This window comes from Alkalicaulis satelles (assembly GCF_008630495.1).
GTDB classification, from domain to species: Bacteria; Pseudomonadota; Alphaproteobacteria; order Caulobacterales; family Maricaulaceae; genus Oceanicaulis; species Oceanicaulis satelles.
Map to the genome: position 1 here is coordinate 68,486 of NZ_VWOJ01000005.1, position 18,967 is coordinate 87,452.

Sequence of the window (18,967 nt, forward strand, 5' to 3'; positions counted from 1 at the left end):
GCGATAATCAGGCCTATTTCGGCCCGATCATCTGTTCAGGGCGCACCACCTCGTCAAACTCTTCCGAGGTGACAAAGCCCAGCCGGACCGCTTCCTCGCGCAGGGTGGTGCCGTTCTTGTGCGCTGTCTTGGCTACTGTCGTGGCGTTGTCATAGCCGATCTTCGGAGCGAGCGCCGTCACCAGCATGAGCGAGCGCTCCATGATGTCGGCGATGCGCGCCTCATTGGCTTCGATGCCGATCACGCAGTTCTCGGTGAAGCTGATCGCGGAGTCAGCCAGCAGGCGGGTGGAGGTCAGCACGTTGTAGATCATCACCGGCTTGAACACGTTGAGCTGGAAATGGCCCTGGCTGCCGGCGAACGTCACGGCGGCGTTATTGCCCATGACCTGCGTGCAGACCATGGTCATCGCCTCGCACTGGGTGGGGTTCACCTTGCCCGGCATGATGGAGGAGCCCGGCTCGTTCTCGGGCAGGGCCAGCTCGCCAATGCCGCAACGCGGACCCGAACCCAGAAGCCGGATATCGTTGGCGATCTTGAACAGCGAGACGGCGAGCGAGTTGAGCGCGCCATGGGCTTCCACCAGAGCGTCCTTGGTGGACAGCGCCTCGAACTTGTTGGGCGCCGTCCTGAAGGGCAGGCCAGTGAGATTGGCGACTTCCTCGGCGAATTTCACATCAAAGCCCGGCTTGGCGTTCAGCCCCGTGCCGACCGCCGTACCGCCCTGCGCCAGCTCGTACAAGGCGGGCAGGGCCGCTTCCACGCGCCGGATGCCATTATCGACCATGGCCACATAGGCGGAAAATTCCTGACCCAGCGTGATCGGCGTCGCATCCATCAGATGGGTGCGGCCGATCTTGATGATGTCCTTGAAGGCCCTGGCTTTGTCGTTCAGCGCATTGCGCAGCACCTGCAGGGCTGGAACCAGGGTCAGGTGCAGCTCGCGCGCAGCGGCGATGTGGGTGGCCGTCGGGAAGACATCATTGGAGGACTGGGAGCGGTTCACATGATCGTTGGGGTGAACCGGGCTTTTTGACCCCATCTCCCCGCCCAGCATTTCAATCGCGCGGTTGGAGATCACCTCGTTGGCGTTCATGTTCGATTGCGTGCCGGACCCGGTCTGCCAGACGACCAGCGGGAAGTGATCATCCAGCTTGCCTTCGGCGACTTCCAGCGCGGCCGCCGCGATGGCTTCGCCCAGCTTCGGGTCGATATTGTCCAGCGCCATATTGGCCTTCGCCGCGCAGTGCTTGACCACGCCCAGCGCGCGCACCAGCGGGACCGGCATGGTCTGGCCGCCAATCTTGAAATTGATCAGCGAGCGGGCGGTCTGGGCGCCGTAATACCTGTCGGCGGGAACCTGAAGCGGGCCAAAGGAGTCGGTTTCAGTGCGCATCTGGGTCATCGGTCAGCTTCCGGTCTTGTCTGGCGGCGTCCGCAGGCGGACAATGGGATGAGAGGCGAGTCGGACGTGTAGCACCCGGTCATGGCAGATCAAGCCGCACATGAAGGCCGGGACTGGCGCGTTGAGGACTGGAACGCCCTCGACTGGCAAGGGAGAGGCAAGGTGCAGGCGGCTACGCAGAACGGTTCGCTCCATGTGCGCGTGGACGCTGTCACCTCCCAGACAAGGCGTTTCAAGAGCCTGATCGGGGAATTCTTCCGCACCGAGTTCCGCCGCGTGCGCCCGCGCTATGGCGCGTTCGAGGTGGTGATCGAGATCGAGCGCGGTCCGGACACGCCGGTCCATGACGTGGACAATGTGGCCAAGGCCGTGCTGGACGCGCTGACCGGGGTGGTGTTCCACGACGACAGCCAGGTCGAGCGCCTGCATGTGGAGAAGGTCACCGGCGAACGCCCGCGGGTGAAAGTGCGCGCCCGCCCGATCCGGGCCGCCGAGCCGGCTTAACCTACGCGCCGGTAAACTCCGTCAATCACCAGCTCGCCTGCGCGCGCGTCCAGATAAGCGCGAATCACGCTTTCGAGATGGTCCAGATCGCGGATGCGGCAAAAGCCGTCATCATCGGTCTCCACGCCCGCCTCTTCGCGAACGGCTTCTGACATCGCGGTGCAGTCGGGCATGTGATAGCTCACCATGGTTCCGCGCTCATAGACGAAGGCCACGCCATAGCCATATCCGGCCTGGCCGGGGAACTGGGCGATATAGATGTCCTCGTGCAGCCGGCGGAAGCGCAATCCCTCATGGGGGAAGTTGGCGTCGCGCGAGGTTAGGCGGCGGCGCTGGTTGCGGATATCCCCGCGCCAGGCGTATCCCCCCCATTCGCTGCCATCGGGATGGGTGGGGGTGTGGATCCATTCGCCTGCGCGGATGGGCGTGTGCGCCGCGCGCCAGCCGATCAGCTCGTCTTGCGAATAGAAACAGCCCGCCAGACACAGCGCGGCGGCCAGCATGACCGCCGCGCGCGCCAGAACTGGCCTCACGGCGTCGCCCCGTAAAGCGGCTCGGTGGCCTTGATCAGCCAGGTGGCGGCCTCGCCGTCCAGACGTGGCAGGACGCGCTTGCGCACCTCGGCGTGATAGGCGTCGAGCCAGGCGATCTCAGACGGGCTCAGCAGCGTGGTGTCGATCAGCCCGCGATGAATGGGCGCCATGGTCAGGCTCTCAAAGCCCAGCATGGCCCGGTTCCCGCCCTCCACCGGCGCGGGCGGGGTCACCACCTGCAGGTTCTCGATGCGGATGCCATAAGCGCCGATCTCGTAATAGCCCGGCTCGTTGGAGACGATCATGCCGGGCCTGAGCGCGACGGCGTTGGGCGCCTTGGCGATGCGCTGCGGGCCTTCATGGACGCCCAGATAGCTGCCTACGCCATGACCGGTGCCATGGTCATAATCGAGCCCGGCCATCCATAGCGGCGCGCGCGCCAGCGCATCGAGCGCCGAGCCGGTGGTGCCTTCAGGAAAGCGGATCACCGACAGGGCGATATGGCCCTTGAGCACCAGGGTGAAATGCCGGCGCATCTCGGCCGTCGGCTCGCCGATGGGCACGGTGCGGGTCACATCAGTGGTGCCGTCAGGATACTGGCCGCCGGAATCCACCAGATAGAGCGAGCCCGGCGCCAGTTTCAGCGCCGAGGCGGTGTTGACCCGGTAATGGGGGAAGGCGCCGTTGGGCCCGGCCGCCGAGATGGTCTCGAAGGACAGATCCTTGAGCTCGGGCAGGGCCTTGCGGAATTCTTCCAGTTTCAGCGCTGCTGTGATCTCGTCCTCGTGGCCGGACTGGGCTTCGGTGTCGAGCCAGTGCAGGAAGCGCACCAGCGCCTCGCCATCGCGGATATGGGCCTGGCGCGCGCCCTCGATCTCTACCGCATTCTTGCACGCGCGCGGCAGGGCTGCCGGGTCGCTCTGGCGCACGACGCTGGCGCCGCCCGCTTCCAATTGCTGGAACACCCAGACCGAAGCGCTTGCCGGATCGGCCAGCACGCGCTTGCCGGACATGGCCTTGAGCGCATCGCCAAACTCGCTCTCGGGCCGCACGGCGACTTCATTGCCCAGATGGGCGCGGGCGGCGGCGGTGAGCTTGCTCTCCTCAATGAACAATGTGGCGCGCGCGTCACTGTCGAGCAGGGCGGCGGCGAGCGGCAGCGGCGTACAGGCCACGTCCCCGCCACGCAGATTGAAGAGCCATGCGATGGAAGCTGGCGAGGTGATCACGCAGGCGTCCGCGCCCTGGGCTTCCAGCTCGCGGGCGATGCGCCGGCGCTTGGCGCCATGGTCTTCGCCCGAGAACATCTCCGGGTGGGGGACTACAGCCGCGCGCGGCGCAGGGGGGCGATCGCGCCAGGCGGCGTCAATCGGGTTGTCGTCAAGCGCGATCAGCTCCGCGCCGGCGGCTTTCGCGCCGTCCTTCAGGCGCGCCAGCGCGTCCGGGGCGTGCAGGCGCGGGTCATAGCCGATGCGCGCGCCCTTCGGGGCGTGAGCCTTGAGCCAGCCCGCCGGGCCGGGCTCCATCAGGTCGACATACTCGAACAGCTTGGCGTCCACCTGGGCCTTGACCTGTTCGGTATAGCGCCCGTCCACGAACACCGCGGCCTTGCCGGTGAGGACAATGGCGGCCCCCGCCGAGCCGGTGAACCCGGTGGCCCAGGCGAGCCGTTCGGCGTTCGCTGGCAGGTACTCGTTATTGTACTCATCCTCATGGGGGATGATGAAACCGTCCAGCCCGGCGGTCTTGAGCGCCGCGCGCAGGAGGGGGAGATGGTCGCGGCCCAGATGCGGGCCGCCTTTGACGTCGAAATTCTGGATGGGCTGGGTCATGGCGACACGCTACGCCTGCGCGCAGCGCTGATCAATCGCGACCTGCGGCGACAGGCTGCTGCGCGCGAAATCGCATGGACGTCTTGCATTTTCGGTGCTGGCGGGCGGGATGGGCGCGGCGCATATCCTGCGCGCAAGCGCCGCATGTTGCGGTGCATAAAGCCTAACGGGAACCCCGCCCATGTTTCACGCTGACGATTATCTGCGTCTGACGGCCACCATCACCGCCGAACCCCGACGCACGCGCATCACCAGCCGCATGGCGGCGCGCAATACCGACGTGAATGCTCTGTTCGAGCGCATGGGCCTGTCGCATCTGGCCCGCCGGGCCTGACAGGCGCCGCTTGTGCTTGCCTGCGCACGCGCCCTTGAGGCATATCAGGCCAGTCGCGGGTATGATGTAATGGTAGCCTGTCAGCTTCCCAAGCTGAACGCGCGGGTTCGATTCCCGCTACCCGCTCCAGCGCCTCTCTCATAATGGACGAGACCCTGCTCGCGCCCGCATCGCGGCTCTCTTCCGGATGGCTGCAACCCACCAGGGTGTGAATGCCGTTAACGCAACTTATTATAATTAATTCAGGCCGTTACCCTAAGACGTCATTAACCAAACCACTTTGGTGTGGCTTAGCGCCGTGTGGCGTTTTTTGCTCCAAGGAAATCAGTCATGATCAAGCTTTCAGATATCAATGTGCAGGGCAAGCTCGGGGTGATCGTGGCGATCTTCCTGCTGGCGCTCATGGTTGTCAGTACAATTAGCTATTTCTCGCTGGGGCGGCTGGCGAACCAATCGGAATATATCGCCGTATCCGGCGCCGAGATCCGGCTTGTCGGCGAGATGAGAGAGCAGGCCATGATCATGAGCCGCTCCGAATACCGTATCGCCCTTGAGCCGGAAGCGATGGGTTATATCCGCGATGTCACATCGCAAGCGCGCGAGACGTTCCAGGACCGCTATGCGCAGCTGCGCGAGTCGGCCAATCCGCAACAGAGCGCCGCGCTGGACCGGGTCGGTCAGGCGTATCGCGATTACCAGCGCGAACTGGAGCATACCCTGAACACGGCGGCCGGCCTGAACGGCGCGCGCGCCGCTGATGATCGCACCATCGTGTTTGAGTCAGCGCGCGCCTCGCGCCCCTTTCTTGACACTCTGGTCACCGAGATTGGCGGTTATGTGCGCCTGACCAACGAGCGGGCCAATGAGGCGGTTGGAGAAGCCCATAGTGTCGCCGCGCAATCGCGCACCGGCATGATCATCACGGCGATTGCGGGCGCCTTGATCGGCGCAGGTCTGGCGCTGGCGCTGGCGCAGATGCAGCTGGTGCGTCCGATCCGGCGCGTCATCGACAATATCGCTCTGCTCAACAAGGGCGATTTCGAGTTTGAAGTGACGGGCGCCGATCGCGGCGACGAGATCGGCGATCTGAACCGGGCTGTGGTGCAGTTCCAGCAGGATGGGCGCGAGCGGGTGCGCCTGCTCGAGGAGCAGGAGGCCGAAGCCCGGCGCAAGGCTGAACGCGCGGCGCGGGTGTCCAATCTCACCGACGATTTCCAGAAGAATATCGACGAGGCCGTCTCGGCGCTGGCTGCTGCGGCCGAGGAAATGCAGGCGACCGCCACCTCCATGTCCTCCACCGCCGAGGAGACCAGTGCGGAAACCGCCAGCGTGTCCTCGCTGACCACCCAGACCTCGGCCAATGTGCAGACCGTGGCCTCGGCCACCGAGGAATTGTCCGCCGCGATCACCGAGGTCTCCAGCCAGATCGGCCGCGGTGCGGATATCTCTGATTCGGCCAGCGCCCGGGTGCGCAATGCGCTTGAACGCATGGACACGCTTGCGGGTTCGGCGCGCGCAATTGATGAGGTGACCACCCTGATCGTCACCGTCACCGAACAGACCAAGCTGCTGGCGCTCAACGCCACCATCGAGGCGGCGCGCGCTGGCGAGGCCGGCAAGGGGTTCGCCGTGGTGGCCAGCGAGGTCAAGCAGCTGGCTGAGCAGACCGAAAAGGCCACCTCTACCGTGGCCGAGCAGATCCAGGCGATCCAGACCGCCACCAGCGCGGCTATGGAAGCGGTGCGCGAGATCGAGCAAGTGGTGGGCGAGGTGCGCGAGATCTCCACATCTGTCGCCTCTAACGCCGAAGAGCAGGTGGGCGCCACCAACGAGATCAGCCGCAATGTGGCTGAAGCCGCCTCGGGCACGGCCCAGGTCGCTTCCTCGCTGGATTCCCTGGAGCGCGCCGCCCAGACGACAGCATCCGCCTCCACCCAGGTGGCCTCCACGGCCGAGGAGCTGTCGCGGCGCAGCCAGGACCTGAAAGTGCGCATTTCCGACTATCTGGCCGCAGTCGAAGCCGCGTAAGTGCAGGGCGGTAACGGGCCTGGCGCCTGTTACCGCCGCATCCCCGTTCCGGTTTCAAGCCCGAAATGGCCGAACAGATGCGCCAGCAGAAACAGGAAGCCGGCGCCGGCGAGAATGGCTGCGCCGGTCCAAGGGATCAGGCGGGGTTTGAGCGGATTGCTGGGCCGCCCCCCCTGCCAGGCGCAGAACAGGAACAGGCCGGCGGCTGCGCCCATGGCCAGGATCGTGTGAAGCAGGGACATCAGGATTGTCTCGCCGGGCGGTGGAGACCCCGTGGCGGGTCTTGACCCACAGATAGGGCCGGGCGGGAAGTTCGCGCAAGGCCCGCATCATGGCCGGCGCCTGCAACAGCCAGTAGGTGGGCATGGATGCCAGATCGCGCCAGGCCGGGCGGAAACCGGCCCGCCTTGCGCCGCTGCGCGCGCACGCGATGGCCGCAGCCAGCGCCGCCAGACCAGCGAATGCGCCGGGCAGGCCTTGCGTCCAGCCGGTCCCGGCCAACACCAGCGCGATGATGATGGCGGCCAGCCCCGCCGGGAAAACCAGCGCGCTGATCGCATTGGCCGCCATGGTCAGATGCAGGCAGGCCAGCGCACCCGGGCCGGCGGCGTCGCAAAGCTGGCGCGCCTGGCGCATTTGCACCAGCCATGTGATGAAATGGCCTTTCAGCCAGCGCGAGCGCTGGCCGGTCCAGGCCTTGAGGGTGACTGGCGCCTCTTCCAGCGTGCTTGGCCCGATCAGCCCGGCGCGCCAGCCATGCAGCGCCAGACGGAAGCCCAGATCGGCATCCTCGGTGACGTTGAACGGATCCCATCCTCCGCACTTATCCAGTGCGGCGCGGCGGAAAACATTACTGGTCCCGCCCAGCGGCAAGGGCCAGCCCAGGCGCGCATAGAGCGGTAAAAGGGCGTGGAACTGGGCGGCGTATTCCAGCGCGAACTGGCGCGTGAGCCAGTTGTCGCGCGCATTATACCACCCCAGCGGGGCCTGCACGACGCCCAGGCGCGCATCGGCGGCGAAGGCTTCGGCGGCGGCGCGCAGCTGGGCCGGATGGGGTGCATCCTCTGCATCATAGACCGCAATCAGCGATCCGCGCGCGGCCTGCAGGGCGTAATTGAGGGCGCGCGGTTTGGTGGTCGGCCCGCAGGGCGGGGCGGCCAGCACCCGCCACCGGCCCCGCCTGCGCGCCGCGCGGGCGGCGGTGCAAGTGGCTGTATCGTGCGCCTCCAGCGCCAGGATGATGTCGAGCTTGCCGCGCGGGTAATCCAGGCGCGAGAGGGCGGCGGCCAGGCCCGGCACCACTTCAGCTTCGTCATGCAAGGCGATGATGACGCTGATCACCGGCAAGCTGGCGTCGTCCAGGGGATGGCGCGCGCTCCATCGCGGAGCCAGGACGCTGGCGCTGGCGCGCAGCGCCGTCACGCCCATCACAAACAGGAGCGCCAGAGTAATCGCCAGGCCCGCCACGATCTCCGGCGCCTCCAGCGCCAATCCGGCCAGGAACACACCTGGCCCTGCCCAGAGAGCGGCAGGCGGCGCAAGCGGCGCGCCGGCGCTGGCCAGGGGCCGGGCGTCCAGCAGATCAAAGGCGGCGCAATACGCGCATGGGCGCTGCGCTTGAACATGATATGCGCCGTGAAGGCTGTCGGGAGATGTGCCGTCCATGCCGCCGCCCGCCCCGTGAGAGGCGAGGACATAAGCATAAGTTCACCTGTAAGGCGAATCAGCGCGCCGCCTTGGGGTCGAAGGCGAAGGTGAGCGCAAGGGCGTTGAGGCTTTTCACGCCTGGGGCGATATCAAAGGCGGCTGCCGCGCTGGTCGGCCAGCCCGCAGGCATGGCGCGCGCGCGTTCGCCGGTTCCCGCCAGATCATGGGCGAGCCCGCCAAGGCCGGGATTATGGCCAACCACCACAATGCTTTGCGCGCCCGCGTCCAGCGCCTCCATCACGGCGCGCGCCAGCATGGAGGCCGAAGCGTGATAGAGCGCCAGCGGATCGCTCACCGGCGGCGCGCCCAGGGTATCGGCCACAATCGCCCAGGTCTCGCGGGTGCGCCGCGCCGGGCTGACCAGCGCCTGATCTGCCTTCAGCCCGGCGCTGGCCATGGCCTCCGCCGCGCGGCGCGCATCATCGCGCCCGCGCTGTGTCAGGCCCCGTTCGAAATCATCCTCGGCCTCCATCCGGTCGACGGCTTTGGCGTGGCGCATGAGGATAAGCTGGGGCATGGCGGGGATTCCGGCAGGGAGGGTTGAGCTTTTCTAAATCCGGCCCGGAGGCCTCTTGTGTGGCGCCGGTCCGCCGCCCACGTTAAGCGGAGTTCGCCCTTGGCGGCAAACATTCGGGATGGAGGATACACATGGGCCTTTTGCTGGGCGATACCGCCCCGGACTTCACCGCCGAAACCAATGAAGGACCGATCCGGTTCCATGACTGGATCGGGGATCAGTGGGCGATCTTCTTTTCTCACCCGGCCGATTTCACCCCCGTGTGCACCACAGAGCTCGGCTTCACCGCCAAGCTGAAGGACGAGTTCGCCCGCCGCAACGCCAAGGCCATCGCCCTGTCGGTGGACAGCGTGGAGGATCACAAGGCCTGGATTGGCGATATCGAGGAGACCCAGAGCGTCAAGCTCAACTTCCCGATCATCGCCGACGTGGACCGCAAGGTGTCTGCGCTCTACCAGATGATCCACCCCAACGCCGATCCCAAGCTGACCGTGCGCGCGGTCTATGTGATCGATCCGAACAAGAAGATCCGCGCCACCTTCACCTATCCGCCCAGCGCGGGCCGTAATTTCAACGAGGTGCTGCGCCTTCTGGACTCTCTGCAACTGACCGACGGTCACAAGGTGGCTACGCCGGTCAACTGGGAGGACGGCCAGGACGTGATCGTGGTCCCGTCCTTGTCAGACGCCGACGCCGACAAGCTTTTCCCCAAGGGCTACAAAAAGATCAAACCCTATCTGCGTGTGACGCCGCAGCCGAATAAGTAGACAGAACAACATGTTGGCGGCACATGGCAGCCAGCCCGGCCCGGGCTGGCTGCTTTTTTAGGTAAAGGGTGCTTGACGCAAAGCGTGCTTTACTTTTAAAGGTAAAGCACGCTTTACAAAGGAGAGCCGTCATGTCCCGCACCAAGAACTTTCGCATCGCATTTGCCGCCATTACCATACTGGCCCTGATCGCCGCCTGGGCCGGCGTGGGCGCGGCCTATTTCCTGGACGCGCCGCGCAGCGTATTCGTCCTGGCGGTCGTCGCCGCAGCCTTCGCCACTGAGGGGGCCTTCTGGATCATCCTCTTCCTTCTTGGCTGGTCGGCGGTGGCCAATCGTCACTGGCTGCTGCGCCTGATAACTCGCCGCAATGCCGGGCGCCCGGCCACCCAGCCGCAGGAGCGCTGAGATGAACGAGACCCCCGACAACCATCCAGCCAGGCCGCTTCATCCCATACGCGCCTCGGGAACGCTGGCCCTGATCTTCCTGTTCATCTTCATCGGCCTGTTCATCGCCTTCACCTTCGCCATCGCATCTGAAGACAGCTGGAAGGTGATCGCCGGGCTGGGGGCGGGCAGTGTGGTGATGTTCGCCCTGTGGGCGCGGGAGAACCACATGGCGGTCACGGCGCCCAATACGCCGCGGCCCGCCCGCAGCGAGTTGCGCACGCTGAAAATGATGCCGGTGCAGGTCGCCCTGGTGATCTTGTATGTGGGCGCGGTTGTGGCGTCCGGGTCTTACGCCCCGCAGCTCTCGGGCTTTCTCAAGGGCATGCTCCAGAGCCTGCCCATCGGCTTGCTGGCTGGATGGGTGGTGGCGTTCGTCTATATCATCGTGGAAAGCGACGAGATGGTGCGCCGGATGCATGTTCTCGCCGTTGCCATTGGCGCCGGGGCGACCTTGCTGGCGGCGACGGTCTGGGGCCTTGTGACCATGCATACAGGACAAGCTGATTTCGCCTCCATCTATCTTTTCCCGGCGTTCGCCGTGTTCCATTCCATCGCTTCCGCTTTGGTGTCGCGGCGCTTCACATGAACAACTCGCTCAAGGATTTGCGCGCCGAGCGCGGCTGGAGCCAGGCGCATCTGGCCGAATTGCTCGACGTGTCGCGCCAGACCGTGATCTCCATCGAGAACGGCAAATATGATCCCTCCCTGCCGCTGGCTTTCCGTATTGCGCGGGTGTTCGGCCAGCCCATCGAGGCGATCTTCCAGGAGGATGAGGCCTGACCAGGATGGCGCGGCCCGGTTGACCCGGGCCGCGCTCAGGCCTAACTCGCCCTCGCCTATATCCTCCAAAGACAGGACGCATGCGCGCCATGACCGATCTCGCTCCGCTCGCCGCCGACGCCAGGGCCTGGCCCTTTGAACAGGCGCGCGCGGTGCTCAAACGCATCGAGCGGTCGGGCATGACGGGCGATAGCGTGATTTTCGAGACCGGCTACGGCCCGTCGGGCCTGCCGCATATCGGCACGTTCGGCGAGGTGGCGCGCACCGCCATGGTGCGCCACGCCTTCCGCGTGCTCACCAACGATGCCTATCCCACCCGCCTGATCGCGTTCTCCGACGATATGGACGGGATGCGCAAAATCCCCGGCAATCTGCCCAATGCGCACCTGCTGGAGCCGCATCTGGGCAAGCCGCTGACCGATGTGCCCGACCCGTTCGGAACCCATGAAGGCTTCGCCCAGCACAATAATGCGCGCCTGCGCGCCTTCCTCGACAGCTTCGGCTTCGAGTACGAATTCTATTCGGCCACCGAGCAATACCGGTCAGGCGCGTTTGACGCGGTGCTGCTGCGCGCGCTGGAGCGGTTTGACGACATCATGAAGGTGATGCTGCCCACGCTGGGGGCGGAGCGCCAGGCGACCTACTCGCCCTTCCTGCCCATATCGCCCACTACCGGCCGGGTGCTCTACGTGCCCATGAAGGCGATCGACGCGCAGGCCGGCACGATCACATTCGAGGACGAGGGCGGGACGGACGTGACCCTGCCGGTCACCGGCGGGAACACCAAGCTGCAGTGGAAGCCTGATTTCGGCATGCGCTGGGCCGCGCTGGGCGTGGATTTCGAGATGTTCGGCAAGGACCATCAGGCCAATGCGCCGATCTATTCGAAAATTTGCCGGATCCTGGGCGTCGAGCCGCCTGTGCAATATGTCTATGAGCTGTTCCTGGACGAGCACGGCGAGAAAATCTCAAAGACCAAGGGCAATGGCCTGGCGGTGGAGGAATGGCTCGCCTATGCGCCCCAGGAGAGTCTGGCGCTCTACATGTTCGCCAAACCGCGCACGGCCAAGCGGCTCTATTTCGATGTGATCCCCAAGGCGGTGGACGAATACCGCCAGCATCTCGAGGCTTATCCCGGCCAGAGTCCTGACCAGCAGATCGAGAACCCGGTCTGGCATATCCATGCCGGCCAGCCGCCTGAAGCGGGCGCGTCCATCAGCTATGCGCTGATCCTCAATCTGGTCGCGGCGGCGAACGCCAGCACGCGCGAGCAGGTCTGGGGCTTCATCACCCGCTACGCGCCTGATGCGGATGCGGCGCGCGAGCCCTTTCTCGACCGGCTGGTGGATTATGCGCTGGCCTATTACGCGGACCGCGTCAAACCGTTCAAGACGCACCGCGCAGCCAGCGCGGCCGAGCGCTCTGCCATGGAAGGCCTGATCGCCCGCCTCAAGGCCCTCGACCCGGGCGAGACCGATGCCGAGGTGATCCAGACAGAGGTCTACGCTGCGGGCAAGGACGCCGGGTTTGAGAACCTGCGCGACTGGTTCAAGGTTCTCTATGAGGTCCTGCTGGGCCAGTCCCAGGGGCCGCGCTTTGGCGGGCTGGCGGCGCTGTACGGCGTGCCCGAAACCATCGCTCTCATTGAGGCGGGCCTGCGCGGCGAGCTGGTTTCAGACCACGCCTGAGCGCGCTATGGACGGGCCGGCTCGCGGCCCAGCGTCTCGGCGTCAGGGGCGGCGAGCTGCACGCCTGCAGGCTGCTGGCGCGCTTGCAGCGCCGCTTGCACTTCGGGCAGGGACATCAGCGCATTGAGGTGAACCAGCGCCTCCACGCCTTCCGCACTCAGGCCGAACAACTGCTGGAAAGCTTCCAGCGCCGTGGGCTGGGCCGGGAAGCGGCGCAGGCGCACCGGCTCGTCAGCATCCAGACCCGCCAGCTCGCGCGCCGCGCTGATGGCCTCCTGCAGTCCGCCAATGCGGTCCACCAGGCCCAGCTCGGCGGCCTGGGCGCCGGTCCACACGCGCCCGCGGGCGATCTCCTGGACCCGGGTCATGGGCAGATCGCGGCCATCAGCCACCTTGGTGGTGAAGTCCTCATAGATCTGCTCGGCCAGGCGCTGATAGGCGGCGCGCTGGCTGTCGCTCCAGCCCGTGGCGCCCGAATAGGCCAGCGCATACTCCCCGCCCACGCTCAAAGGTTCGAGATTGAGGCCGATGCGCTGGAGCGCGCCGTCGATGACGATCTTGCCGCCCAGCATGCCGATCGAACCTGTCAGCGTGCCGGCGTTGGCCACGATCATGTCTGCGGGAGCGGCGATATAGTATCCGCCCGACGCCGCGACGCTGCCCATGGAGACCACCACCGGCTTGCCGTTCTGGCGCGCGCGCATCACGGCGTCCCAGATCTGGTCGGATGCTGTGGGCGAGCCTCCGGGACTGTCGATGCGCAGCACGATGGCGCGCACTGATGAATCGCGTCCGGCCGCATCAATGGCCTGGGCCATGCGGTCCGCGCCGATCACTTCATCGCCGCTGAACCCGCTGGCGGGGTCGCCGGTGACAATGGCGCCCTGACCGGTCACCAGGGCGATCACGGGACGTGAGGCGCTCCCGCCCGAACTCTGGGGCGTGCGGGCATAGGTCTCTATGGGCACGAAGCGGGCCCGGCCGGAAACCTCCCGGCGGGCGGCCTCGCGGGCGTCAAACACATGCCCCAGCCGGTCCACCAGCCGCGCCTCATAGGCCTGGCTGGCGGTATAGGGCCCAGCCTCGATCACGCCGCGCAGCGCATCAGGGGACATGGAGCGGTCGCGCGCGATGCCCTCGATTGCTGTGTCATAGAGATTGGTGAGCAGCGAGAGGGTCGCTTCGCGGTGGGCGTCGGTGAAGCCGGCCCGGGTATAGATGTCAGCGGCGTTCTTGTACTCGTGTAGCTGGACGAACTCGGCCTCGGCGCCGAACTGCTCGATCAGCCCGCCCAGGAACAGGGTCTCGGACGCCAGCCCCACGGCTGAGAAGCTGGCGGTGGGCTGCAGCCACAGCTCGCCCGCGCCGGCCACGGCGAAATAATTCATCACCCCGGTGCCTTCAAAGCCCTGGGCGTGGACCACGGCGAACTTGCCCGATGAGGTAAACTGGCTGAGCGCGCCGCGAATCTCCTCGGCCTGGCCAGGGCTCATGGCGAATTCATTGGCGCGCACGAAAACGCCGGCCACCCGGTCATCGGTGCGGGCGCGCTCAAGCGCCTCCACCAGATCAATCAGAGCCAATGGGCGCGAGAAGGCGAAGGGCGAGCGTGAGGGCTGGTCCAGCCGGGGCAGGCGCAGGTCAAGCTCCAGCACGATGCCGCTGGCGGGCAGGGCGCGGTCGGCTTCGCTCTCGGCGCTCTGTATGGCGGAGGCGATCAGCCCCCCGATCATCAGAACCAGAAAGACGCCCAGCATGATCGCGCCGATTAGCACGCCCAGAACAGAGCCGAACAGCGAAAACCAGAACTGTTTCATGATGATCCCTCAAACACCCTCATCCCGCCTCATGTCCGGGCGGCTGGTGTTGAAGACTAGAGGGCGAAACCGGCCCGGTCGAGCCGCACGCTCGGCGGCGGCGCCATTTAAGGCTTCAGGCGTTGCACGGGAGAGACTCGTGCAGCCAGGGCGTTACGGGGCCGGGAGAAGGGCTGGTCGGAGCAGCAGGATTTGAACCTGCGACCCCCGCCTCCCGAAGACGGTGCTCTACCAGGCTGAGCTATGCTCCGATCAGAGGCGCGGTGTATAGACAAAGGCGCGGTGGGTGGCAATCACCCTGACACAGGGTGATCGCAGGGGGTGCGGCCTTCCGCTCACGTGTTGCAGCACAGGACGTTGCATCGCTCCCAAAGCCGGGCTATCTAGCGCGGCCCGTCGCCGGATCGGCAAGGGTATTGGGGCGTGGCCAAGTGGTAAGGCAGCGGTTTTTGGTACCGCCATTCCCAGGTTCGAATCCTGGCGCCCCAGCCATCCTTTTGATTCTCCATCTTGGACCGGCCTGATCAGGCAAGCCGCGCGCGTTAAGGCCCTGACCGGCGCCCTGTGAGCGGCGACTGACAATTATTTTCAGCACTGTGGCCCTGGCGCCGCCCGGCCCGGGCGCGCCGCCGCTTAACGCGCTGACGCGCTTGTGATAGCGTTCTGGCCAATCTGGTGCAGCGCTGTCGTAATTTGGCAACGCTTGCGCCCTACAACCCCTCTGCATGACTGCTTGATGGCATGCTCATTGCTGTCAGAGCGGTTGATTGATGCGCGAAGCCGGTGCTAGCGTCGCGTCAAACGACACAAGACAGCGGTCAACGCTGCCGAGCCGAGGGGATAATGTGTGCAATTGGTGCATTGTTTCCTCATGTCATTTTGAGCAGCCATAAGGCTGTTTAAGCACGGCGCGCTCCGGTTTTTCCGGGGGAGCTGGATCGGCTGATCGGCCGGACCGCGCCGAAGCGAGGGAAACGGAAGCGCGCGGGCAACCGTCCGCGCCGGCTACTGTGAGGCGAGAAATGTCCAAGACTTTGAAGGCAATCCGCATGGGTATGGCCGCGGGCGCAGCAGCGCTCGTCACGGCGGGCGGCGCGTACGCCCAGCTGGACGAGGCGCTGCGGGTCGCACGTCAGTCCACTCAGGATGGGGCTCAGGCCCAGGAGCAGATCAACCAGCTCGCCGATGCGGCTGATAACGCCGAGCGCCAGTATCTGGCCACGCGCGAAGAGATCGAATCCCAGCGCATCTTCCTGGAGCAGCAGCGGGTCTTCCTGCTGTCGCAGGAAAACGAGCTGACCGCTCTGCGCTCGCAGCTTGAGCGGGTGGGTTCCATCGAGGTCGATCTCGCCCCGATGCTTCTGGACATGTATGTCGCCCTCGAAGAGTTCATCGACTCGGACATGCCTTTCCAGCTGGACGTGCGCCGCACGCGGCTGGACCGCATTCAGACCGCTCTGGGCGACGCCAATATCTCGGCGGCCGAGCGCTACCGTCTGCTGCTGAACGCCTATGAGATCGAGATGGGTTATGGCCGCTCGCTGCGCGCCTACTCCGAGGAAGTCGAGGTGGATGGCACGCCCCAGGAGGCCAATATCCTCCAGATCGGCCGGGTGGCTCTGGTCCGCGACATTGGCGGGCGCCTTGAGATCATGACCCAGGACAATCGCGACTGGCGCCCCGTTTCGGGCAGCATGGCTGTCGACGTGCAGCGCGCCTTCCGCATCGCGCGCGAAGTGACCACGCCGGAGGTGTTCACCGCGCCTCTGCCGGGTCCGGTCGACGCGCGCTAATCGGATAGAGACGGGAGACTGAACCAATGAAACACCTGATCAGCATGATCGCCGCCGTCTCGATCGGGGCCGGCGCCCTCGCCGCCCCGGCTCTGGCCGCGCAGCAGGACCGCGAGCCGGTCCGCTCCATCCAGGAACTGCTCGACCGCGTGCGCGCTGATTCGCGCGACGCCGCCGCGGAAAATCAGCGCCGCTTGCAGGAATTCCGCCAGCGCCGCGATGAGCAGGCCGCCCTTCTGCGCCAGGCGCAGGGCACGCTGTCCTCGCTGCGTTCGGAAGCGGAGCGTCTTCGCGAAGAATTTGAAAGCAATCAGCGCGTCATCGCCGAGCTCGACGCCGAACTGCGCGCTGCGCAGGGCGAGTATGGCGAGCTCTTCGGTGCGGCCCGTCAGGCTGCCGGCGAAGTGGCGGCCCTGATCGAGGGCTCGCTGATTTCCCACCAGTATCCGCGCCGGCACGAGCCGCTGCGCACGCTGGCGGAGACCCGCACCCTGCCTGACCGCCGCGATCTCGACCAGATCTGGCGCGCCCAGATCACCGAGATGGAGGCTCAGGGCCAGGTCGTGACCTACAGCGCCCGGATTGTCGGCCAGAATGACGGCGAGCCGTTGGACGTCACCCGTGTGGGTCCGTTCGTGGCGATGGCTGACCGTGGCGGCGCCAAGTTCGTGCAATGGTCGGTCGACTCGTCCAACCGCGCGGCCGGTTACCGCATGACCGAGCTGAGCCGTCAGCCTCCGGGCCGGCTGGTGAGCGCGGCCAACACGCTGATCAACGCTGAGGCGGGCCGTATCGTGGCCGGGCCGGTTGACCCGTCCCGCGGCAGCCTCCTGCGCGTCTATCTCGAAGTGCCCAATCTGCAGGAACGCTTCAACCAGGGCGGCCTGGTGGCCCAGATCATTCTGGCGCTGCTGGTGTTCTCGTCTGCGTTCGGAATCTTCCGCCTGTTTGTCCTGATGGGCGTGAACTCGGCCATCAACGCCCAGAAGCGCCGCTCGACGGCCTCGTCCTCCAACCCGCTGGGCCGCATCATGCTGGCCTATGAGGAGGTGAAGGATAAGCCGATCAACACCATCGAGCTGAAGATCGACGAAGCGATCCTGCGCGAGACCCCCAAGCTGGAGTTCGGCCTGAACTTCCTCAAGCTCGCCGCCGCCGTGGCGCCGCTGCTGGGCCTGCTGGGCACCGTGACGGGCATGATCCGGACCTTCACCCAGATCACCCTGTTCGGCACCGGCGATCCCCAGATCATGGCCGGCGGTATCTCCGAGGCGCTGGTCACTACGGTGATGGGCCTGATCTCGGCGATCCCGCTGCTGTTCATCCACTCGTTCGCGGCGAGCTTTGCGCGCGGGGCCCAGAGCACGCTCGAAGAGCAGGCGGCGGGCATCATCGCGCGTCACGCCGAAGAAAAGTCCGCGGGCTAGAGGGGACAGACCCATGGATCCCACAACCGCCTTCAATAACCTCCAGATGTTTCTGGAACGGGGCGGACCGGTCCTGAACTGGATCATGGCCCTCACCTTCGTGATGTGGGCGTTCATTCTGGAGCGGCTGGCCTATTTCAGCTTCGCCCATAAAGGCGTGCGGCAGCGGGCGCTGCGGGAATGGGGGGCGCGCAGCGACCACCATTCCTGGTACGCCATGGCCATCCGCGACCAGCTGATCAGCGAGGTCAAGCAGAAGGTCGATCAGAATGTGGAGCTCATCAAGACACTGGTCGCGGTGGCTCCCCTGTTCGGCCTGCTTGGCACTGTGACCGGCATGGTGGCCGTGTTCGACGTAATGGCGATCATGGGGTCCTCGGACGCCCGCGCCATGTCGGCGGGCGTCGCCCGGGCCACAATCCCGACCATGGCCGGCATGGTCGCCGCGCTGTCGGGCCTGATGTTCTCGAGCCAGATCGAGCGCATGGCCAAACAGCGCGTGCACGAGCTGGCTGACGAGCTTGAAGTGGATTAAAGCCCATGCGCCGTAAAAAACAGCGGGGAAATGATCAGGCCGACGTCAATATGACGCCGATGCTGGACATCGTGTTCATCCTGCTCATTTTCTTCATCGTCACCGCCACCTTCCTCCAGGAAGAAGGCATCGACATGCGTCCGCCGCCGCCCTCTGACGAGCCGGCCCAGGACAACCCGGTGATCCTGGTTCAGATCGATGATCAGAACCGCGTGTTCGTGAACCAGGAATCCACCAGCGAATTCCGTGTTCTGGCCGCCGTGTCGCGCTTGCGCGCCGAGCAGCCCCAGTCTGCGGTTCTGATCGAGGTGGCCGATGACGCCCGTCATGGCACTACGGTCATGATCTGGGACGAGATGCGGGCCAACAACATCCCTGTGTCCATTTCCCGCCAGGCGGCGGGTTCGGGCTCGGGCAGCTAGACCGGCAGGAGAGATACCATGGCTCGCCGACAAAGCCGCGTCATGAAAGATGACGAAGAGGTGGAACTGAACATGACGCCCATGCTGGACGTTGTGTTCATCCTGCTGATCTTCTTCATCGTGACAGCTGTGTTCGTGAAAGAACCCGGCATTGAAGTGGAGCGTCCGGAAACAACGACTCAGGAGCGTGAGCGCCCGACCATGTTGTTTGCGGTCAATGAGGCCGGAGAAATTTGGGTCAATCGCCGCGCTTATGATATATCTGAACTGCGCCCGGTGGTGGAGCAGCTCCAGAGCGAGAATCCGCGCGCCGAAGCCATGATCCAGGGCGATATCGGCGCCCCGATCGGCACGGTTCTGGATATCCAGGAGCTGGTGTCCTCCATGGGCATTGACGTGACCATATCAACCGAAGAGACGGGGTTCTAA

General features: G+C 65.5%; 19 protein-coding genes and 3 tRNA genes. 15 read left to right on the forward strand and 7 right to left on the reverse strand.

The window, feature by feature from the left end; all coding sequences use genetic code 11:
• Window positions 1-13 precede the first annotated feature (13 nt).
• Window positions 14-1,405: a class II fumarate hydratase gene (fumC, locus tag F1654_RS12995; RefSeq protein ID WP_150023993.1), complete on the reverse strand. Its 1,392-nt coding sequence runs from the start codon at window positions 1,403-1,405 to the stop codon at window positions 14-16.
• Window positions 1,406-1,486: 81 nt separating this feature from the next.
• On the opposite strand from fumC, the gene F1654_RS13000 reads away from it, so the two are divergent.
• Window positions 1,487-1,909 carry a RusA family crossover junction endodeoxyribonuclease gene (locus F1654_RS13000; protein ID WP_233205299.1) on the forward strand — a complete coding sequence of 141 codons (423 nt, stop codon included), beginning with the start codon at window positions 1,487-1,489 and terminating at the stop codon, window positions 1,907-1,909.
• Here F1654_RS13000 and F1654_RS13005 read toward each other — a convergent pair.
• Together F1654_RS13005 and F1654_RS13010 are read right to left on the reverse strand one after the other, a co-directional pair.
• Entirely contained in the window at window positions 1,906-2,442 is a 537-nt protein-coding gene (locus tag F1654_RS13005; RefSeq protein ID WP_150023994.1) for a hypothetical protein, read from the reverse strand. The genes F1654_RS13000 and F1654_RS13005 overlap by 4 nt on opposite strands.
• Window positions 2,439-4,274, reverse strand: coding sequence for an aminopeptidase P family protein (locus F1654_RS13010; RefSeq protein ID WP_150023995.1), 1,836 nt, complete (start codon window positions 4,272-4,274; stop codon window positions 2,439-2,441). The genes F1654_RS13005 and F1654_RS13010 overlap by 4 nt, the downstream gene beginning before the upstream one ends.
• A 181-nt stretch (window positions 4,275-4,455) precedes the next feature.
• Here F1654_RS13010 and F1654_RS13945 point away from each other — a divergent pair, with 181 nt between their 5' ends.
• The 3 genes from F1654_RS13945 to F1654_RS13020 all read left to right on the forward strand — a co-directional run bounded on the left by F1654_RS13945 (window position 4,456) and on the right by F1654_RS13020 (window position 6,636).
• The gene (locus tag F1654_RS13945; protein WP_199200581.1) at window positions 4,456-4,608 is read left to right on the forward strand and encodes a hypothetical protein; all 153 of its coding nucleotides are present in this window, start codon (window positions 4,456-4,458) and stop codon (window positions 4,606-4,608) included.
• 55 nt (window positions 4,609-4,663) lie between these two features.
• Window positions 4,664-4,737: transfer RNA gene (locus F1654_RS13015), tRNA-Gly, on the forward strand.
• A 201-nt stretch (window positions 4,738-4,938) separates the two neighbouring features.
• Window positions 4,939-6,636: a methyl-accepting chemotaxis protein gene (locus tag F1654_RS13020; protein ID WP_150023996.1), complete on the forward strand. Its 1,698-nt coding sequence runs from the start codon at window positions 4,939-4,941 to the stop codon at window positions 6,634-6,636.
• A 54-nt stretch (window positions 6,637-6,690) separates the two neighbouring features.
• Here F1654_RS13020 and F1654_RS13025 read toward each other — a convergent pair whose 3' ends face one another.
• Both F1654_RS13025 and F1654_RS13030 read right to left on the reverse strand, forming a co-directional pair.
• On the reverse strand, window positions 6,691-8,301 hold the full coding sequence (locus F1654_RS13025) for a glycosyltransferase (RefSeq protein WP_150023997.1): 1,611 nt from the start codon (window positions 8,299-8,301) through the stop codon (window positions 6,691-6,693).
• A 58-nt stretch (window positions 8,302-8,359) separates the two neighbouring features.
• Window positions 8,360-8,860: a SixA phosphatase family protein gene (locus F1654_RS13030; RefSeq protein ID WP_150023998.1), complete on the reverse strand. Its 501-nt coding sequence runs from the start codon at window positions 8,858-8,860 to the stop codon at window positions 8,360-8,362.
• A 131-nt stretch (window positions 8,861-8,991) separates the two neighbouring features.
• Here F1654_RS13030 and F1654_RS13035 point away from each other — a divergent pair, with 131 nt between their 5' ends.
• The 5 genes from F1654_RS13035 to F1654_RS13055 all read left to right on the forward strand — a co-directional run bounded on the left by F1654_RS13035 (window position 8,992) and on the right by F1654_RS13055 (window position 12,544).
• On the forward strand, window positions 8,992-9,627 hold the full coding sequence (locus tag F1654_RS13035; RefSeq protein WP_150023999.1) for a peroxiredoxin: 636 nt from the start codon (window positions 8,992-8,994) through the stop codon (window positions 9,625-9,627).
• Window positions 9,628-9,758: 131 nt separating this feature from the next.
• Entirely contained in the window at window positions 9,759-10,034 is a 276-nt protein-coding gene (locus F1654_RS13040; RefSeq protein ID WP_150024000.1) for a hypothetical protein, read from the forward strand.
• Between the two features lies 1 nt (window position 10,035).
• On the forward strand, window positions 10,036-10,662 hold the full coding sequence (locus F1654_RS13045) for a hypothetical protein (protein WP_150024001.1): 627 nt from the start codon (window positions 10,036-10,038) through the stop codon (window positions 10,660-10,662).
• On the forward strand, window positions 10,659-10,856 hold the full coding sequence (locus F1654_RS13050; protein WP_150024002.1) for a helix-turn-helix transcriptional regulator: 198 nt from the start codon (window positions 10,659-10,661) through the stop codon (window positions 10,854-10,856). Before F1654_RS13045 ends, F1654_RS13050 begins: the two co-directional genes overlap by 4 nt.
• A gap of 89 nt (window positions 10,857-10,945) precedes the next feature.
• Entirely contained in the window at window positions 10,946-12,544 is a 1,599-nt protein-coding gene (locus F1654_RS13055; protein WP_150024003.1) for a lysine--tRNA ligase, read from the forward strand.
• 5 nt (window positions 12,545-12,549) lie between these two features.
• Here the strand turns inward: F1654_RS13055 and sppA are convergent, their stop codons facing one another.
• Both sppA and F1654_RS13065 read right to left on the reverse strand, forming a co-directional pair.
• Window positions 12,550-14,361, reverse strand: coding sequence for a signal peptide peptidase SppA (gene sppA, locus F1654_RS13060; RefSeq protein WP_150024004.1), 1,812 nt, complete (start codon window positions 14,359-14,361; stop codon window positions 12,550-12,552).
• Window positions 14,362-14,535: 174 nt separating this feature from the next.
• Window positions 14,536-14,612, reverse strand: a tRNA-Pro gene (locus tag F1654_RS13065).
• Between the two features lie 166 nt (window positions 14,613-14,778).
• On the opposite strand from F1654_RS13065, the gene F1654_RS13070 reads away from it, so the two are divergent.
• The 6 genes from F1654_RS13070 (at window position 14,779) to F1654_RS13095 (ending at window position 18,967) form a co-directional block, all read left to right on the forward strand.
• Window positions 14,779-14,853: transfer RNA gene (locus F1654_RS13070), tRNA-Gln, on the forward strand.
• A gap of 557 nt (window positions 14,854-15,410) precedes the next feature.
• A complete protein-coding gene (locus tag F1654_RS13075) occupies window positions 15,411-16,154 on the forward strand; it encodes a DUF3450 domain-containing protein (protein WP_233205300.1) in 744 nt (247 codons plus the stop codon).
• A gap of 26 nt (window positions 16,155-16,180) precedes the next feature.
• Window positions 16,181-17,581 (forward strand): MotA/TolQ/ExbB proton channel family protein, encoded by a 1,401-nt coding sequence (locus F1654_RS13080; protein ID WP_150024006.1) that lies wholly within the window; start codon window positions 16,181-16,183, stop codon window positions 17,579-17,581.
• A 13-nt stretch (window positions 17,582-17,594) separates the two neighbouring features.
• On the forward strand, window positions 17,595-18,116 hold the full coding sequence (locus tag F1654_RS13085) for a MotA/TolQ/ExbB proton channel family protein (protein ID WP_150024007.1): 522 nt from the start codon (window positions 17,595-17,597) through the stop codon (window positions 18,114-18,116).
• A 5-nt stretch (window positions 18,117-18,121) separates the two neighbouring features.
• Window positions 18,122-18,538 (forward strand): ExbD/TolR family protein, encoded by a 417-nt coding sequence (locus tag F1654_RS13090; protein ID WP_150024008.1) that lies wholly within the window; start codon window positions 18,122-18,124, stop codon window positions 18,536-18,538.
• 18 nt (window positions 18,539-18,556) lie between these two features.
• Window positions 18,557-18,967 (forward strand): ExbD/TolR family protein, encoded by a 411-nt coding sequence (locus F1654_RS13095; protein ID WP_150024009.1) that lies wholly within the window; start codon window positions 18,557-18,559, stop codon window positions 18,965-18,967.